The sequence below is a fragment of the Terrabacter koreensis genome (assembly GCF_054783315.1).
Genome location: NZ_BAAGQU010000012.1, coordinates 96,764 through 112,937 on the forward strand (window position 1 = coordinate 96,764; position 16,174 = coordinate 112,937).

17 protein-coding genes are annotated in these 16,174 nt (G+C 71.3%); 7 read left to right on the forward strand and 10 right to left on the reverse strand.

Annotated elements, in window-relative coordinates; all coding sequences use genetic code 11:
• The first annotated feature begins 5 nt into the window (after positions 1-5).
• Both ACYVNR_RS19410 and ACYVNR_RS19415 read left to right on the forward strand, forming a co-directional pair.
• Entirely contained in the window at positions 6-776 is a 771-nt protein-coding gene (locus tag ACYVNR_RS19410; protein ID WP_461050342.1) for a MerR family transcriptional regulator, read from the forward strand.
• Between the two features lie 94 nt (positions 777-870).
• Positions 871-1,779, forward strand: coding sequence for a hypothetical protein (locus tag ACYVNR_RS19415; protein WP_461050344.1), 909 nt, complete (start codon positions 871-873; stop codon positions 1,777-1,779).
• A 36-nt stretch (positions 1,780-1,815) separates the two neighbouring features.
• Here ACYVNR_RS19415 and ACYVNR_RS19420 read toward each other — a convergent pair whose 3' ends face one another.
• Positions 1,816-2,664 (reverse strand): DinB family protein, encoded by an 849-nt coding sequence (locus ACYVNR_RS19420; RefSeq protein ID WP_461050346.1) that lies wholly within the window; start codon positions 2,662-2,664, stop codon positions 1,816-1,818.
• A 150-nt stretch (positions 2,665-2,814) separates the two neighbouring features.
• On the opposite strand from ACYVNR_RS19420, the gene ACYVNR_RS19425 reads away from it, so the two are divergent.
• Positions 2,815-3,639 (forward strand): alpha/beta fold hydrolase, encoded by an 825-nt coding sequence (locus ACYVNR_RS19425; RefSeq protein ID WP_458799084.1) that lies wholly within the window; start codon positions 2,815-2,817, stop codon positions 3,637-3,639.
• A 15-nt stretch (positions 3,640-3,654) separates the two neighbouring features.
• Here ACYVNR_RS19425 and ACYVNR_RS19430 read toward each other — a convergent pair whose 3' ends face one another.
• Positions 3,655-4,410 carry a DUF4396 domain-containing protein gene (locus ACYVNR_RS19430; protein WP_461050348.1) on the reverse strand — a complete coding sequence of 252 codons (756 nt, stop codon included), beginning with the start codon at positions 4,408-4,410 and terminating at the stop codon, positions 3,655-3,657.
• 188 nt (positions 4,411-4,598) lie between these two features.
• Here ACYVNR_RS19430 and ACYVNR_RS19435 point away from each other — a divergent pair, with 188 nt between their 5' ends.
• Together ACYVNR_RS19435 and ACYVNR_RS19440 are read left to right on the forward strand one after the other, a co-directional pair.
• Entirely contained in the window at positions 4,599-5,015 is a 417-nt protein-coding gene (locus ACYVNR_RS19435; protein WP_045189157.1) for a hypothetical protein, read from the forward strand.
• A gap of 79 nt (positions 5,016-5,094) precedes the next feature.
• On the forward strand, positions 5,095-5,331 hold the full coding sequence (locus tag ACYVNR_RS19440; RefSeq protein ID WP_045189155.1) for a DUF1059 domain-containing protein: 237 nt from the start codon (positions 5,095-5,097) through the stop codon (positions 5,329-5,331).
• A gap of 84 nt (positions 5,332-5,415) precedes the next feature.
• Here ACYVNR_RS19440 and dnaB read toward each other — a convergent pair whose 3' ends face one another.
• From dnaB to ACYVNR_RS19480, 8 genes are all read right to left on the reverse strand, one after another.
• Positions 5,416-6,804, reverse strand: a complete 1,389-nt coding sequence (gene dnaB, locus ACYVNR_RS19445) for a replicative DNA helicase (RefSeq protein ID WP_045189153.1) — start codon at positions 6,802-6,804, stop codon at positions 5,416-5,418.
• A 421-nt stretch (positions 6,805-7,225) separates the two neighbouring features.
• On the reverse strand, positions 7,226-8,038 hold the full coding sequence (locus ACYVNR_RS19450) for a glucosamine-6-phosphate deaminase (RefSeq protein WP_461050351.1): 813 nt from the start codon (positions 8,036-8,038) through the stop codon (positions 7,226-7,228).
• Complete coding sequence (locus ACYVNR_RS19455) at positions 8,038-9,006, reverse strand: ROK family protein (protein WP_461050353.1); 969 nt, start codon at positions 9,004-9,006, stop codon at positions 8,038-8,040. The genes ACYVNR_RS19450 and ACYVNR_RS19455 overlap by 1 nt, the downstream gene beginning before the upstream one ends.
• On the reverse strand, positions 9,003-10,439 hold the full coding sequence (gene nagZ, locus ACYVNR_RS19460; RefSeq protein WP_461050355.1) for a beta-N-acetylhexosaminidase: 1,437 nt from the start codon (positions 10,437-10,439) through the stop codon (positions 9,003-9,005). The genes ACYVNR_RS19455 and nagZ overlap by 4 nt, the downstream gene beginning before the upstream one ends.
• 1 nt (position 10,440) lies before the next feature.
• Positions 10,441-11,310 carry a carbohydrate ABC transporter permease gene (locus tag ACYVNR_RS19465; RefSeq protein WP_461050357.1) on the reverse strand — a complete coding sequence of 290 codons (870 nt, stop codon included), beginning with the start codon at positions 11,308-11,310 and terminating at the stop codon, positions 10,441-10,443.
• Complete coding sequence (locus tag ACYVNR_RS19470; RefSeq protein ID WP_461050359.1) at positions 11,307-12,257, reverse strand: carbohydrate ABC transporter permease; 951 nt, start codon at positions 12,255-12,257, stop codon at positions 11,307-11,309. The genes ACYVNR_RS19465 and ACYVNR_RS19470 overlap by 4 nt, the downstream gene beginning before the upstream one ends.
• Positions 12,258-12,346: 89 nt before the next feature.
• Positions 12,347-13,723 carry an extracellular solute-binding protein gene (locus ACYVNR_RS19475; RefSeq protein ID WP_461050361.1) on the reverse strand — a complete coding sequence of 459 codons (1,377 nt, stop codon included), beginning with the start codon at positions 13,721-13,723 and terminating at the stop codon, positions 12,347-12,349.
• Between the two features lie 123 nt (positions 13,724-13,846).
• On the reverse strand, positions 13,847-14,974 hold the full coding sequence (locus ACYVNR_RS19480; protein WP_461050363.1) for an ROK family transcriptional regulator: 1,128 nt from the start codon (positions 14,972-14,974) through the stop codon (positions 13,847-13,849).
• 97 nt (positions 14,975-15,071) lie between these two features.
• Here ACYVNR_RS19480 and ACYVNR_RS19485 point away from each other — a divergent pair, with 97 nt between their 5' ends.
• Positions 15,072-15,347 (forward strand): DUF2277 domain-containing protein, encoded by a 276-nt coding sequence (locus tag ACYVNR_RS19485; protein WP_461050365.1) that lies wholly within the window; start codon positions 15,072-15,074, stop codon positions 15,345-15,347.
• Positions 15,348-15,365: 18 nt separating this feature from the next.
• Positions 15,366-16,174, forward strand: an 809-nt coding sequence (locus ACYVNR_RS19490; protein WP_461050368.1) for a metallophosphoesterase, incomplete at its 3' end; no start/stop codon positions are given.

Genomic DNA, 16,174 nt, shown 5'->3' on the forward strand with positions numbered 1-16,174 from the left:
GGGCCATGCTCACGATCAGCCAGCTCGCCGCGTACGCGGGCGTGACGGTCCGCGCGGTGCGGCACTACCACGCGAAGGGGCTGCTGCCGGAGCCCGAGCGCGACCGCTCCGGCTACCGTCGCTACGACGCGGCGGCCGTGGTGCAGCTCGTGCGCATCCGCACGCTCGCCGACGCCGGCGTGCCGCTGGCGCGGGTGAGCGAGCTGCTCGACGCGGGCGACGAGGAGTTCGCGGCGGCGGTCGAGCAGATCGACCGCCGACTGCGGGCCGAGATCCGTGAGCGTCAGCGGCACCGTGACCGCATCGCGAAGCTTGCCGCCGGCGACAGCCTCAGCCTGCCGCCCGCGGCCGTCGCCTACGTCGAGCGGATGCGCGAGCTCGGCTTCCCGCAGCGGATCATCGAGATCGAGCGGGACAGCTGGATCCTCATCGCCGCGCAGATGCCCGACGCCGTAGCAGACCTCATGGAGATCAAGCAGGTCCAGCTCGAGCACGAGGGCCTGCGCCGTCTCTACCTCGACTTCGCCGACCTCGTCGACTGCGGGCCCGACGACCCGCGCCTGCCCGCGCTCGCCGACCGCGTCGCGGCGTTCATCGAGGCGGCCGCAGCCGAGGCCTCCGACTTCGAGGACGTGCACCCCGTCAGCAGGGAGCTCGTCGAGCTGCTCGACGCCGCGTTCCTCGAGTCGTTCCCCTGCGCGGCGCGCCTGCTCGAGCTGCTCGAGGAGCGCGGCTGGACCGGGTGGACCGACATCCGGCGCCTCGAACCCGCCTGAGGCGCAGGCGAGCACCCGCACGGTCGCTCGGAGGCAGGCGGCGCCCAGCGGGGTCCGGCAGACGGGCGGCCCACCGACCACCAGAATGTGTGCCATGAGTGGACCGGAACGAATCGCCGAGGCGCGGCAGCTGCTGCTCGACCACGTCGACCGCGCCACCACGGGACCGCTCGACGACCCGGCCGTCGTCGCTGCGGTCGTGGGGGTCGAGCGACTCGTCGTGGCCACCCGGTCCACCGAGGCGTCGGTGCTGCGCCAGGCCCTCGAGGGGCGACTGAGCGCGCGTGATGCCCCCCGCGCCGACCTGAAGCGGGTCGTCGAGCTGGTGGCCGAGGCCGTGAACCACGTCGTCGCCGGGCTGGTCCGACGAGAGGAGGGACTGCCCGCCGATGCCGCGGTCGTCAACGCCGACGCGGGGGGCTACGAGATCACCACCGAGGCCACGCTGCTGCGGGCCGCGGTGCGAGCCGCGCAGCGGTCGATCGACGCGATGCCCTACTACGGCGCGCGCTACGGAGCCCGCGGGTCGCGCTTCGCCACGACCGACTCGGCCTGGCTCGTGTCCCTGGCCTCCCTCGACGAGGCCGCCGCCGTCCGTCAGGTGGAGTGGCTGGCTCGCGTCCTCGCCGGGCGAGGCATGCCGTCGTGGCTCCTCGAGATCCACCTCGACGAGCTGGTGCGTGCGGTGCAGTCGGCAGCCGGGTCGGGTGCCGTCGGCGCCCTGCCGGCAGCAGCGGCGGCGCTCGCCGCTTCCCGGCGCAGGCACGTCGACGACGAGCTCATCGACGACGCCGACACGTGGGCCGTCGAGGCCCTCGGTGCGGCCCTGCCCGTTGCCCGCGCGGGTGCCCTCATGGCCGCCGCCGTCGCCGATGCCCGGCTGGGCGTCACCCGCGACGACACCGCCCTGCTCGACTGGCTCACGGACGGCGAGCGCGTCACGGAGGGCGTGGCGTCGAGGCTGCACGAGGTGCATCGGCGGATCGTCGACCGGGCGCGTTGACCGGTCGCGTGGTTCGCGTTTGCGCGGGGTCGGGTCTCACCGAGGGGGTACGCCGACCGCGGGCTGCGGGTCCCGGCGCCCCTCCGCTCGTGCCGCGATGACGGCGAGGTCACGCTCGGCGTACTGACGGTGCAGCCACTCCTCGTTGAGGACGGTGCGCAGGACGCGCCGGACGGCATACGGCTCCGGTTCGGGGTAGCCGGGCTCGGTGACCGGCTCCGTCGTGCCGTCGAGTGCCTCGTCGGTCAGGTCGTCGACGACGCGACGCACCGTGGCCATCCGGCGGGCGCGCACGGCGAGCACCTCGTCGAGCGTCGGTCGGGCGTCGCGGTCACGCGGCACCGGTGGGCTGTCGGGCATCTCGTCGTGCGGCAGGTCGAGGGCGTCCCACGGTTCGGGGTCGCCGAGCAGGGCCCGGCACACCCAGGCGTCCGTGGCGAAGACGAGGTGGCGCAGCGTCTCGATGAACGACCACTCGCCGTCGACGCGCTCGTGCAGCTGGTCGGCGGTAAAGGTGCGTGCGTGCTCGACGGTCTCGCCCCAGAGGCGTTCGAGGATGTCCCACGCGTCGCGGAAGCCCTGGGCGTCGGTGGGCCGCATCTTCGGCCGGTCGGGCTGGAGGCGGTCGAGCTCGGCTTCGACGAAGGGCGCCACGTCGACGCCGTTGATGCGGAGGTTGCCGATGTCGCCGGTGATGTCGACGTCCTCGAGCCAGACGTCGCGGGCCCGCAGCCCGCGCAGATCGACCTGCCGCAGGGTGGCGCCCGTCAGCACGACGTCGTGGAAGCGGGCACCGTCGAGGTGGACGTCCTCGAAGTTCGCCCCGGTGAGTCGCACCCTCTCGAACTTCGTGCCCGTGCGGTCCTCGTACGTATCGTCGCTCATGTCGAGCAGCGTAGGTCGGGTCCCGGACGAACGGCGTCCGCTGTGACATGGACTCGGACGACATGGCTGCCGGCCTGGCCGTTCGCCGCCTCTTCCCGGAACGCGCGTCTTGCGGGACCGTGGTTCTGGAGCCTGAGAGGCGGTGGACCGGTGGCCGGTGAGCAGGGTTGGCGCAGCGGGACGTTCGCCTGCGGGATGGACTTCGCCTCGTGGGGTTCCGGGCCCCGGAGCCTGCTCTTCCTCCCGGGCGGTCCGGGCAGCTCCGTGCCGCGGGGGCTCTGGGCACGGATGGCGTTTCGCTGGTTCGAGCCGTTCGTCGACGCCGGCTACACCATCTGGTACGTGACCCGGCCCCGGCACCTGCCCGCGGGGCACACGGTCGCCGACATGGCAGACGACCTCGCAGCGGTCATCGTCGACGAGCTGGGCGGGCGGGTCGACCTGGTCGTGGGCGAGTCGTACGGGGGCATGATCGCGCTGCTGCTCGCAGCCCGGGGCGGCCACCACGTCGGCAGGGTCGCCGTCGTCGTCGCTGCCGCGGAGGTCAGCGAGTGGGGCAGGCAGGTCGACGCGCGGCTCGCCGGCGCGGTCACACGCGGTGACACGGCGGGCGTCGGGACGACCTTCGCGGAGTACGCGATGCCCGGCGACGGGCGACGCTGGCTGCGCAAGGTCGTCGGCCCGTTCCTCGGGCGCAGCCTCATGTCGGGCAAGAGCTACCCGCCCTCGGACCTGCTCGTCGAGGCCCAGGCCGAGATCGGCTTCCGGGCATGGGAGGCGCTGCCTGAGATCACGGTCCCCGTGGTGCTGGTCAGTGCCGAGCTCGACCGCTTCTTCCCTCCGGACGTCGTCGACGAGACCGTGCGTCTCATCCCCGACTGCACACCGGTGAGGTATGCCGGTCGCGGCCACATGCAGGTCGCGAGCGACCGGCGTGTGGCGCACGACATCCTCACCTTCGTGGACGGTGACTGAGACCGGGTCGGTCTGTCAGCGCTCCACCGAGACCGATGCGTGGGTCGGGGCGGCGGGCTGGTCCTGCTGGGCGAGGCCGTCGGCCACCGACACGACGAAGCCCCCGAGCATGAACGACGCGATGGCGGCTGCGAGTGCGGTAGGCGGCAGCACGGGGATCAACCGCCGGGCACCGGTGACCGGGGCGGTGGAACCGTGGTGCTCGTGGGTCAGCGCGTGGCCCTTTCCGCGGCGCAGCAGGTAGCGGTTGACCGGGTAGGCGGCGACGAAGGCGGCGGCTAGCGAGATCGCCATGCTCACCCAGAAGACCGTGTTGACGAGACCGGCGTCCATCGCGCCGGGGATGACGGCCATGACGAGGTTGTCGACGACCTCCATCGTGAGGATCGAGACGGTGTCGGCCGCGAGGACGAGGCGCAGGGCCGCGCCGAACGTCAGCCCGGAGCGCAGCAGCGGGAAGCTGGAGAGGGTGTAGCCGAAGAGGAAGGCGAGGGCCACCGACAAGGCGATCGTGGCCCCGGTGGCCAGACCGATCGCGGTGCCGATCATGAGGCCCAGGATCTCGCCGATGGCACACCCCGTGAGGCAGTGCAGGGTCGCGCTCGCCGCCATGGACGACAGGCCACCACCGTCGTGACCGTGGCTGCCGTTGGCGTGGCTGCCGTGGTCGTGCCCGCCGGCGTGGGCCGGGTCGGTGTGGTGGCCGGCGTGTTCTGCCTGGCCCGTCTGGTCTACGTGGTCTACGTGGTCTACGTGCGAGGTGTCGCTCATGGTCGGTTCCTCCGTCGTCTGCCACTCCGAACATACCCCCCATGGGTATGTTGCCTGCTGACGACAACGGGGTCAAGGCGCCTGCCATTCCCTCCTGGCCGCAGTTTCTTCGGCCGAGTGACCGTCGCGCTCGGCCGTGAAGTACGACTACTCACGCCCACGCGGCCCGACCGGTGCTTCGCTGGAGCATGGACAGCAGCCCCTCCCCTCGAGGCGACGTCGACGTCGCCCTCGGCATCGGACACCTCCTCGTCGGGCTCGCGACCGTGGTCCTCGGCGTCGTCCTCGTCGTCACCAGCAGGTCACCGCGAGCCGAGCTCGAGACCGCGCTCTTCGCCCCCGGCCTGGTCCTCGTCGTCGTCGGTCTCGTTTTCGCGTACGCCGCGGTGCGCAGTGCCCGTGCGGCCCGCCCCAGTGCCCTGCGCGTGGCCCTCGGCATGGTCGAGATCGTCACGGGCGCAGCCATGTTCGCTGCGATGGCCGTGGCCGTCAGCGGCTACGGTGCGTTCGCGCCCTGGCGCTCACCCCTGCTCGTGCCTTCGCTGCTGCTGATCACGTTGGGTGTGTGGGCCACACTCCGCGCCCTCGACGCACGCCGCGCCTAGATCGTCGACGCGCCCTGTCACATTCCTTCGGCGAGGATCGTCATCAGACCACAAGGACCACCCCGACGAAGGAGCTGACATGAAGACGATGACCTGCCGATCCCTCGGAGGGCCCTGCGACCTCGAGCACCAAGGCGAGAACGCCGACGAGGTCATCAAGGCCCAGGACCGCCACCTCAGGGAGGCCGAGAGGGCTGGCGACACCTCGCACCAGCAGGCGCGCGACGCCATGAAGGGCCGGTGGCGGCACCCGAAGAAGTCGATGGACTGGTACCGCGACACGAAGGCGGCCTTCGCGGCTCTCCCCGAGGCCTGAGACCGCACCAGACAGGGGCGCGCCACACGGCGCGCCCCGACTCTTGCCCGACCCGACCGCAGGCCCGGTGTCGGTGGGCTCGTGTCAGAAGTTGTTGGCCATGTTGGTGAAGCGGCTGAAGTGGCCCTGGAACGCGACGACGATCGTGTCGGTGGGGCCGTTTCGGTGCTTGGCCACGATGAGGTCGGCCTCACCCTCACGAGGGGAGTCCTTCTCGTAGGCGGCCTCTCGGTGGAGCAGGATCACCATGTCGGCATCCTGCTCGATCGATCCCGACTCTCTCAGGTCGCTCATGGCCGGCTTCTTGTCGGTGCGCTGCTCGGGACCACGGTTCAGCTGCGAGATCGCGATGACCGGGACCTCGAGCTCCTTGGCGAGCAGCTTGAGCGCACGGGAGAACTCGGAGACCTCCTGCTGACGCGACTCGACGCGCTTGCCCGAGCTCATCAGCTGGAGGTAGTCGATGACGACGAGCTTGAGGTTCTCGCGCTGCTTGAGCCGACGGCACTTGGCACGGATCTCCATGAGCGACATGTTCGGTGAGTCGTCAATGAAGAGCGGAGCGTCGGACACGCGGCCCATCGTGGATGCCAGTCGGGTCCAGTCCTCCTCACGCATGGTGCCCTTGCGCATGTGCTGCAGCTGGATGCCGGCCTCGGCCGAGAGCAGACGCATGGTGATCTCGGTGCGGCTCATCTCGAGCGAGAAGACGACGGCGGCCATCTTGTGCTTGATCGCCGCCGACCGCACGATATCCAGGCCGATCGTCGATTTTCCCATGGCCGGCCTGGCGGCGATGACGATCATCTGTCCCGGGTGCAGGCCGTTGGTGAGGGCGTCGAAGTCGGTGAATCCCGTTGGGACACCGGTCATCTCACCGGATCGACCCGAGGCGACCTCGATCTCGTCGACGGTGGCCTCGATGATGTCGCCGATGGCCGCGTAGTCCTCGCCGCCGCGTTTGTCGGCGACGGCGTACACCTCGGCCTGGGCGGCGTTGACGATGTCCTCGACGTCGCCACCGCCCTGCGCGTATCCGAGCTGGACGATGCGGGTTCCGGCCTCGACGAGGCGGCGCAGCACGGCGCGCTCGGCGACGATCTGGGCGTAGTAGCCGGCGTTGGCGGCCGTGGGCACGGAGGCGATGAGCTGGTGCAGGTAGGCCTGGCCACCCACGCGGCCGAGGTCGCCGCGCTTGGTCAGCTCGTCGCTGACGGTGATCGCGTCGGCGGGCTCGCCGCGACCGTAGAGGTCGAGGATCGCGTCATAGATGAGCTCGTGCGCGGGACGGTAGAAGTCGGTGCCCTTGAGCTGCTCGACGCAGTCGGCGATGGCGTCCTTCGACAGGAGCATGCCGCCGAGGACCGACTGCTCGGCCCCGACGTCCTGCGGCGGGAGACGGTCGTCGGGCGGGCCTGCGTCACGGGTCGACGACGACGCGAAAGCGCTCGTGCTCAGCTCGTCGAGCGACACGTGCTCCCCTTCCCCTGAGAGTTCCCCTGAGTCGTGCGGGTGTGGTGCGTGAGTGAAATGACAGCCGTGCAACCTCGGTCCACACCTAGTAGACAACGCAGCGCCGACAGGGTCGGTGACCGGGCCCTACCAACCCGTCGAACCGCCCTCCCCGAGGAGCACCGTGCAAACCTAGGGCCGGGTCCGGCGACACACAAGACGGCCTGTGGAAAACCTGGGGACGGGGATCCGCGACACGCCGTCAACAGGTGTGGACAAGATGTGTGCACAACTGTGCACGTGTGGCTCAGGTCACACCGGCTCATGCGGGATGAACTGCGCAAACACCATTCCACCACCTGTGGAGAACAACTGGGACAGGCCTGTGGAGTTTTCCACAACGAACCTGTGGCCGACGCCTCAACAGAGCGTGGTGCGCCCTTTACCACGCCTTGGACGAGGGTGTGTGCGGTTTGGCCAGACCCGCGGCCGAGGCGTCGTAGTAGTCGCGGTTGCGCAGCAGCCCTGCCGCGGCCTCGTCGAGGACCACCACGGCGTCGGCGTGCCACTGGAGCACCGAGGCGGGGCACGAGGCCGACAGCGGCCCCTCCAGGGCGGCAGCGACGGCCTCCGCCTTGGCGCCCCCCGACGCGACGAGCACGAGCCTGCCGGCCTCCAGCACCGTGCCGAGGCCCTGCGTGACGCAGTGCGTCGGCACCTCGTCGGGGCCCTCGAAGAACCGCGCGTTGTCTGCCCGGGTGCGGTCCGAGAGCCGCTTGACCCTCGTGCGCGACGACAGCGCCGACCCGGGCTCGTTGAACCCCAGGTGGCCGTTGGCCCCGATGCCCAGGATCTGCACGTCCACGCCACCGGCCTTCGCGAGCAAGATCTCGTATGCCGCCGCTGCCGCCACGAGCGCCGCCTCGTCGCCGCCGGAGCCGTCGGGCACGTGGAGTCGATCCGGCCGCAGCCCGAGGGGTGCACACACCTCGCGCAGGAGCACCTCCCGGTACGACTGCGGGTGCCCGGGCGGCAGTCCGACGTACTCGTCGAGCGCGAAACCCCTTGCGGCCGTGAGGTCCAGGCGTCCCGCGGCAACCGCTGCCGCCAGCTCGGCGTAGAGCCCGAGGGGTGACGAGCCGGTGGCGAGGCCGAGCACCGGCTCGGGTCTGCCGGCGTCGGCGAGACCTGCGATGACCAGCTCGGCCGCCCGACGGGCACCGTCTGCGGGCGTGGGCAGGACGAGGACCTCCATCACCCCACCATGCCCATCGGGTCAGCACCGACTCCAGCAGGCCGAGCATCGTGTCGCCGCCCTTCGCCCAGCCAGGCGGCACCGAGAGCGGCCACCGGCACGTCCGCCGGGAGCAGCTCCACGCGGGCCGGGAGGTCCAGGGCGCCCACGAGCGGGGAGGAGAGCGCCCGACGACTCAGGTCGGCGCGGACGCGGGAGACGAGCGGCGCACCGAGCCCGGCGAGCCCGCCGCCCATGACGACGCGCTCCGCGCCGGACGCGAGGGCAAGCAGCTGGACGGCGAGGCCGATGCCGGTGCACAGCACGTCGACCGCGGCAGCCGCCGACAGGTCACCGGCAGCGGCCGCGACGAAGGGGTCGCGGTGCACCCGGCGGCTCTCCGGCCACAACCGTGCGAGCGCCGACCCGGACGCGACCGTCTCGAGGCAGCCGAGCTGACCACAGGCGCACGCGGCGTCTCCACCGATCGGCAGGTGCCCGATCTCCCCTGCCACACCGTCGATCCCCCGGACCAGCTCGCCGCGCCGCACGACGGCCGACGCGAGTCCCGTGCCGAGGTTGAGGTACGCCATGGTCTCGTCGAACGAGCCCGACCCGCCGGCCCCCCGCAGCCGCCAGGCCCCGAGCGCCGCCGCCTTGACGTCGTTCTCGACCGCGACGGCGGTGCCCAACCGGGCCTCCAGCTCCGCGCCGAGCGCGAGACGGTCGACCTCCAGGTTCACCGCATGACGCACGAGTCCCGTTGCGGGGTCGACGAGTCCGGGCATGCACGCACCCGTCGACAGCACGGGCGCCGTCGTCTCGCCGCACACGCCCAACGCCAGCCGCACCGCGACGTCGACGACACCGTCCGGTCCGCGACCCGATGGAGCCGAGCGCATCTCGTGTACGCGTCCGTCGTCGGCCACGAGCGCGGCGGCGGTCTTCGTGCCGCCGATGTCGATGCCGAGCCTGAGAGTGCCGCTCATGCCGGCCGCTCCACGCCGAGGTAGCGGCCGAGCGCCTCGGCGACGACCACCGACCCACCGAAGGTGACGAGATCGGCACCACCGCGGGGCCACCCGCAGTCGACGGTGATGATCGGGTGTCCTTGTGCACCGAGGCGTTCGGCCACAGCCCACAGCGGGTGCTCGGCGGCGAGGCCCCGGCCCACGACGGCGACCTTGGCCCCGTCGGGGACCGCGCCCTCGGGCGTCGCCAGCCCGGCGGCACACGGCCCCCAGGCGACGCCGCCGACGGCGAGGTTCGGGTCGGACGCGACCTCCACGATGAACGCGGGGCGCGGCATCCCGAGCCAGGCCCCCACCGCGGCGCCCACCTCGAAGCCGGCGACGAGCGCGTCCGCGCGCGTCCCGTCGGACCACGACGCAGCCTGTCCGGACCCATCGCCGATGGGGTGTGCAACCACAAAACTCCTCGACAGCAATTGGACTCGCGCAGCAGCGTCCTCGAGTCGCCGAGCGGTGAGTCGCCCGGCCGCCACCGCGGCGACGACGGCGGCGACGACCTCGAGGAACTCGTCCTCGGTCGTCTCCGACCCGATGCAGATCAGGTCGCACCCTGCCGCGAGCGCCCGGACGGAGGCCTCCGGGATGCCGGTCTCGGCCGACGCCCCTGCCATGTCGAGCGCGTCCGACACGATGACGCCCTCGAAGCCGAGGCGTCCCCGCAGCACGTCGCCGAGCACCGTCGGCGAGAACGTCGCCGGCCGGTCCGGGTCGATGGCGGGGACCACGACGTGCGACGTCATGACGCAGGCGACACCGGCCGCGATCGCCGCCCGGAACGGCACGAGCTCGCGCGTGTCGAGCACGTGCGGCTCGGCGTGCACGGTCGGTAGGGCGAGGTGCGAGTCGGTGACGGTGTCGCCGTGGCCGGGGAAGTGCTTGGCGCACGCGGCGACACCGACGGACTGGACGCCCTCCACGTACGCCGCCGAGTGCCGCGCCACGTGCGCCGCGTCCGCCCCGAAGCTGCGCACCCCGATGACGGGGTTGTCGTCGGCCGAGTTCACGTCGACGACGGGCGCGAGGTCGAGGTTGATTCCGTATGCCGCCAGCTCGCGGCCGATGGCCGCCGCCGAGTCGCGCGTGAGCGACGTGTCGTCGAGCCGACCGAGCAGCGCGTTGCCCGGCTGGTTCGAGCCGGTCGGGTAGTGCAGCCGCGTGACGTCGCCGCCCTCCTCGTCGACCGCGACGACGAGGTCGGGCGCAGCAGACCGGAGCGATCCGCACAGTGCCGAGAGCTGGTCGGGGTCGACGACGTTCGCACCGTAGAGGCACACGGCAGCCAGCCCGGCGGCATACTCCCGCGTGACCCACTCGGGCACGGTCGTGCCGACGAATCCGGGCATGAGCGTGCCGACGACGAGGCGTCTGAGCGCCTCAGGTGAGTGCTCCATGTCAGCCCTTCACCGCCCCGCCCACGAGGCCGCTGCTCATCCGCCCCTGGACGACGAGGAAGAAGATGATGACGGGAACGGCGACGACGGCGGAGGCGGCCATGACCTGGCCCCAGTCGGTCTCGCGGGTCGCGCTCGCCTGGACGAAGCCGCGTAGCCACAGCGGCAGGGTCCGAGACTGCTCCTCGGTCATGACCACGAGCGCGACGGTGAACTCGTTCCACGCCTGGAGGAAGGCGTAGACGCCCGAGGCGACGAGTCCGGGCGCCAGCAGCGGGAACGTGATCCGCAGGAACGCCTGGGTGCGCGACAGCCCGTCGACCATGGCCGCCTCCTCGAGCTCGACCGGCACCCCGGCGACGAAGCCACGCAGCATCCACACGGTGAAGGGCACGACCGCCGCGGTGTAGAGGATCGCGAGGCCCAGCACGTTGTTGAGCAGTCCGACGCCGCTCATCATCTTGTACTGCGCGATGAAGAGGCCCTCGGCGGGCAGCATCTGGATGAGCAGGAGGGCGAGCACGAAGGACCGGCGTCCACGGAAGCGGAAGCGGCTGATGGCGAGCGCCCCGAGGAAGGCGATGACGATCGCCACCGCCACGGTCGTCAGGGTGACGACGAGCGAGATGCCCAGTGCCCGAAGGAAGCCCGGGTCGTCGAAGATCGCCCGGAAGTTGTCGAACGAGCCACCGAAGGGCAGGAAGGTCGGGGTGGTGCGCTGCAGCGTCACCTTGTCGAGGAACGCCGAGTTGAGCATCCAGTAGACGGGGAACGCCCACACGAGCGCGAGGGCGACGGCCAGGGCCGTGAGCAGCGCGCGCCGCGTCGACCGCCGCGGCGCCCGCGACCCAGCAAGGGCTGTCGTGCTCATCGCGGCTCCTCCTTCATGAGCGAGCGGACGTAGTACCAGCTGATCGCCACGGTGAGGACGAGCATGAGGATCGACACGGCGCTGGCCGTGCCGAAGTCGCCTGCGCCCGTGCCGAGCTGGTAGATGTACGTGCCGAGCAGGTGGGTCTCGTTGGCCACGCCGCCGGCGTCCTGGAGCAGCTTCACCTGGGTGAAGACGCGCAGGTCCCAGATCAGCTGGAGCAGCAGCACGATCGAGATCACGGGTCGCACGAGCGGCAGGATGATGAGCCGCAGCCGCTGCCAGCCGCCCGCCCCGTCGATCTCGGCGGCCTCGAGCACCTCCGGTGAGAGCTGGGTGAGCCCGGCGTAGATCGAGAGCGCCACGAAGGGCACGCTCATCCACACGACGATGACGGCCGCCACGACGAAGAACGACACAGGCTGCACCAGCCAGTTGTGCCCCTCGGCATCGACGCCGACCCGCTCGAGCAGCCAGTTGAGCAGGCCGTTGCGCCAGTTGACGATCCACGTCCACACCGTCATCGAGGCGACGACCGGCATGGCCCAGGCGAGCAGCAGGGCGACCTGCAGGACGAGGCGCGCGGCCCGGCCGACGGCACCCATGAGCAGGGCGAGCCCGAGGCCGACGCCCACGGTGACGAGGGCGCAGACGAGGCAGAAGGCGATCGAGCGCCCCACGACGACCCAGAGGTCGGTGTCCGTGAGCAGCGCGCGGTAGTTGTCGAGACCGACCCACTCCGGCGGTCGGCCGAACTGCTGGGCCAGGCCGAACTTCTGCAGGCTCGTCACGACCTGCCAGCCGATGGGGTAGCCGAGGGCGGCGACCAGGACGAGCAGGGTGGGCGCCACGAGGACGGCCGGGAGCCGCCGGCGCGGCGGCTGCGGCGCGGCTGCGGGATCGGGCTCGTGGAGGGTCGGGGGCGGGGAGGTCGCCGTCGTGGTCATGGGGTGGCCTTTCGAGCCGATGGTCCGGCGGCCGGGCGGGTGGGCGCCCGGCCGCCGGGGACGGTGTCAGGTGGGCTGACGTCGAGCCGTCACTTGACGTTGAGGAGCGGCGTGATCTTCGCGTCGTACTCCTTCGCGAGGGCCGTGAGGTCGGCGGCGTCTCGGATCTTGGAGAAGAACTCCTCCATGACCGACTTCGACTCGACGACCGCCCATCCCGGCGCGGCCGGCGTCAGCTTGGAGTTCGAGGCCGACTCGACGAGCGCCCTGGCGAACTGGTCGTCGCCGAGCGAGCTCACGTAGTCGCTGTTGGCCGGGCCGAGGCCGGCGCCGCCGAGCTTCTTCTGGTAGTCGGCGGAGAAGATGATCCTGAGCAGCTCGCGCGACAGCTCCTGGTTCTGGCTCGCCTTGGAGATCGCGATGTTCGAGCCACCGGCGAAGACCGGGGCGGGCTTGCCGTCGTTGCCCGGGAGCACGAAGGCGGTGAACGTCTTGTCGTTCCACTCGCGGACCTTCTTGCCGTCCTTGTCCTTGAGGTCGCCGATCGACCAGTGCGCCCAGCCCGGCGCCATGATCGTCGCGGCCGCGAGGGACGTCTTGCCCGTGACCTTCTGGTTCTCGTCGAGGATCTCGTCGGCGTCGTTGACGTAGAGCCACGGCGTCTGGTCCTTCGCGTCGGCCGGGGCCTTGGACGCGTTGCGGTAGAGGTCCTGCAGCTGCGTGAGGCCCTTGACGGTGTTCGGGTCGGAGAGCGTCGAGACCCACTGGCCGTTCTCCTGCTTCGCGAGGTCCCCGCCGTTGGCGAAGATCCACGAGATGCCGTTGCGCCAGTCCTGGCCGCCGAGGAAGAAGCCGCTGAAGTTCTTGATGCCGCGGGGGTTCTTGGCCGTGATCGTCTTGACGGCGGTGTTGAACTCGTCGAGGGTCTTCGGGGCGGCGACCCCGGCCTGCTTCCACAGGTCCGCACGCCCGAACAGGTAGCGCGAGCCGAAGTAGTACGGCAGGGCGTACTGCTTGCCGTCGACCGTGCCGACGTCGACGAAGGACTGGAGCAGCTTGCTGCCGCCGAGCTCCTGGTAGAGGTCGGAGACGTCGCTGAAGGCGCCGACGTTGGTGAACGTGGGGCTCTGGGTGTTGCCGATCTCGGTGACGTCCGGGGTGTTCTTCGCGTCGGGCAGCGCCGTCGTCAGCTTCGTGACGAGGTCGGGCCAGGCCTGCTCCTCGATCTTGAGAGTCGCGCCCGTCTTCGCCTTGAAGGTGTCCTGCAGGTAGGTGCGCAGCTCCTTGGGGGTGTCGGTGCCGGCGAGCCAGAGCGTGATGCTCTTGCCCGCGTTGCCGGCCGTCCCGCCCGCCCCGGCCGCGCCGGCGGACGGGGTGGAGGTCGAGCCGGTCGCGCCGCCACCGCAGGCGGTGAGCAGGAGCGCCGCGGTGGTCGTGGCCATCGCCAGACCGAGGGTCTTCTTCATTCCGGTTCCTTTCGAACGGCCGCGGTGCGGACCGGTTGTTCGCTACGCGAGCGGAGGGGGTGAGGGCGTATGCCGTGGGGTGGCCAGGACCGGGTGCGCCGGTGTCGCGTCGGGGTGGGCGGGTCAGGCGACGCCGAGCTGGTCCCAGAGGACCAGCACGGCGGCGCCCCGGAGGACGATGTCGTCGGAGCGGTGCGCGAGGCGCACCGTGAGATCGGTGCTCGTGCGGGCGAGCAGCCGGGCGTGGAGGGTCTCGTCGAGGGCGTTGCGCAGCGCACCGCCGAGCAGGTGCTCGGGTCCGCAGAGGACGACCTCCGACAGGTCGAGGGCCGCGACGACGGGGGCGAGCGCGATGCCGAGGCGCTCGCCCGCCTCGCGCAGTGGCTCGTCGTCGCCGGCTGCGGCGAGCGCCTTCTCGAGGTTCGGCGCGGAGACCCACGTCTCGAGGCAGCCGACCTTGCCGCAGCGGCAGGGGGCACCGCCGTCGGTTCCGACGGTCACGTGGCCGATCTCGCCGCTGGCGAAGTGGGCGCCGCGGACGCGTTGGCCTCCGACGATGAGTCCGCCACCGACGCCTCGCCCGACCTTGACGAGCACGAGGTCGTCGCCGCCCTCGCCGAGGGTGTGGTCGGCGTGCACGGCCGCGTCGGCATCGTTGACGACGAAGACGGGCAGGCCAGTGGCATCGGCGACGAGCTCGCGCAGGGGCACGTCGGTCCAGCCGAGGTTGGGGGCCGTGCCCACGACTCCGCCGGGGCCGACGATGCCGGGCGTGCCGATGCCGATGCCGAGGAGGGGCGTCGTGGCCGCCGCGACCACCTCGTCCACGAGGTCGAGCACCGTGTCGACGACGGACTGGCCGGTGACGTCGCCGATGGCGCGCTCGGCACGCACGAGGATGTTGCCGTCGAGGTCGAGCACCGCGGCGCGCAGCACCTCGTGCTCGGCCAGGTCGACACCGATCGTCTGCAGCCCGGTGCGGTTGACGTCGACGAGGGTGCCCGGCTTTCCGGGGCGCACGACGTCGGACGGGCCGAGCTCGACGGCGTGACCGCTCTCCATGAGCTCTGAGACGAGGTCCGAGACCGTCACCTTGCTCATGCCGAGGCGCCGGGCGAGGTCTGCCCGGCTCATGGCACCGACGGAGTAGAGCACCTGCAGCACGAGCGACAGGTTGTGGCTGCGGCCGTGGGAGGGGAGGACGGCGGAGCGGCTGGAGACCCGTCGGGCTCGAGGCAGTGCGGTGGTCACGAGAGTTAGTAAACTTTACTAACTCTCGTTCCGCAAGACCCTCATCCACAGAACCTCCGCACACCGCGCGGTCGGTGCGCCGACATACAGTCGAGCCATGTGCCGCAACATCCGCCAGCTCCACAACTTCGAGCCCGCCGCGACGTCCGAGGAGGTGCGCGCCGCCGCGCTGCAGTACGTCCGCAAGGTGAGCGGCAGCACCAGGCCGAGCCAGGCCAACCAGCAGGCCTTCGACGAGGCCGTCGAGGCGGTCGCCCACGCGACGCAGCACCTGCTCGACCACCTGACCACCAGCGCACCGCCGAAGGACCGTGAGGTCGAGCGGCAGAAGGCCCGGGAGCGCAACGCCGTCCGCTTCGGCACCCCTGCCTGACCGCCGGCCGAGCCTCCGTTGTCGATCTTCGTCGCCGTCGTCGCGGCGCTCCTCGCGCTGCTCACCCTCCTGCTCCACCGTCGCCTCGCCGTCGCGCCCGACTGGCCCCTCCCGGTTCGACGCCTCGTGCTCCTCCTGCTCGTCGTCGGCTGGATCGCGGTCTTCGCCGCCTTCGCCGTCCAGGGCGGTGTCATCGACCCGCGCCGTGCCCGCTGGGTGGCATGGTTCGGCATGACCTGGCTGGCCTTCGCCTGGTACCTACTGCTCGGAGTCCTCCTCCTCGGGATCGTCTCGCTCGCAACCAGGCTCGCCGGCTCGCAGGCTCGTCGTCGCACCCTCAGGGTCGGTACGCCCGTCGTCGTGCTCGCGGCACTCGGCGCGACGGCATACGGCCTGGGTGAGGCGGCGCAGCCGTCGGTCACTGCGGTGACGGTCAGCGACGCCGACCTCCCCACCGAGTTCGACGGGCTCCGGGTCGCGCTCGTCACCGACCTTCACGTCGGACCCGTCCGCGACGCCGGCTTCACCCGCAGGGTGGTCGACCAGGTCAACGCCCAGCGACCCGACGTCGTCGTGCTCGCCGGCGACCTCATCGACGGCAAGGTGGCGCAGGTGTCCGAGGCCCTGGCTCCGCTCGCGGGACTCGAGGCGCCGCTCGGCGTCTTCGCCGTCAGCGGCAACCACGAGTTCATCTCGCAGGAGGCCGACGCCTGGATGGACCACTGGGAGACCCTCGGCATCGACGTGCTGCGCAACGAGAACGCAACCCTGACAAGGGGATCCGCAACCATCTCGATGGCCGGCATCCACGACGAGACCGGGCGCGG